Here is a 1,112-nt window from a genome sequence, read left to right on the forward strand (position 1 = left end):
TGTGATGTTCAGGCAGGTTGGTCAGTCGGGTGGCTGGTGGCCGTCCTCCGAGTGAGGAGTGGGGGCGGTGGTGGTTGTAGAAGTGGAGCCAGGCGGGGAGCGCGGCGCGGCGTTGGGTCTCGGTGGGGTAGAAGCGGGCGTAGGCCCAGCCGTCGGCGAGGGTGCGGTGGAAGCGTTCTGCTTTGCCGTTGGTTTGAGGCCGGTAGGGGCGGGTCCGTTTGTGTGTGATGGTGAGGTCGTGGCAGGCGTCGCGCCAGGCGTGGGACTTGTAGGCCGACCCGTTGTCGGACAACACGCGTTCGACGGTGATGCCGTGGTCGGCGAACCAGGCCACAGCCCGCTGCAACACGCCGATGGCGGTGCGGGCTTTCTCGTCGGCGCAGATTTCGGCGTAGGCCAGGCGGGTGTGGTCATCGATGACGGTGTGCACGAACGCGGTGCCGATCGCTGGTCGGTAGTTGCCGCCTCGTTGGCCGGTTCGGTGGGCTGTCAGTCGGGCGTGGTGTTTGCCCTGTTCGCGGCTGAGGAACCGGTGGCCGCCGCCGTCGGGGATGTTGCCGAACTTGGTGACATCGACGTGGATCAGCGAGCCGGGGTGGTCGTGTTCGTAGCGGCGTAGCGGCTCGCCGGTGACCCGATCCAGCCGGGTCAGCCGGTTGAGCCGGCAGCGGGTCAACACCGCATGCACGGTGGAGGCCGGTATCCCGGTGCGGCCGGCGATCTGGACGGGTCCCAGCCGGTGGCGCCACCGTAGCCGCACGATCTGCCGCACGAGTTCGGGTCGGGTCTTGGTCGGGCTGTGATGCGGGCGGGAGCTGCGATCAGCCATGCCGGCCGATCCTTCGGCGCGGTAACGGTCGGCCCATTTCTTCGCGGTCCTGGGCGCGACCATGAACATGGTCGCCGCCGCCGCGTAGGTCCAGCCCTGCTCGACGACCAGACAGGCTAGCCGCAGCCGGGTGCGTGGGGTCAGCATCGCGTTAACGTGAGACACGAAGGCCTCCAGGGTGTGAAGCGGTTCCTCGACAGCTCCACTTCACAACCGGAGGCCTTCACCTGTCAGCCCCTACACGCCGCCGAAAGCGGTACAACCTCCCCGGACATCACACCTA

General features: G+C 67.7%; 1 protein-coding gene. It reads right to left on the reverse strand.

Annotated features, from left to right (window positions below):
- Positions 1-994: IS481 family transposase (locus tag Aru02nite_RS36270; RefSeq protein WP_203665081.1), on the reverse strand; the 994-nt coding region annotated here is incomplete at its 3' end.
- Between the last annotated feature and the right edge of the window lie 118 nt (positions 995-1,112).

This window comes from Actinocatenispora rupis, assembly GCF_016861975.1.
Taxonomy (GTDB): domain Bacteria; phylum Actinomycetota; class Actinomycetes; order Mycobacteriales; family Micromonosporaceae; genus Actinocatenispora; species Actinocatenispora rupis.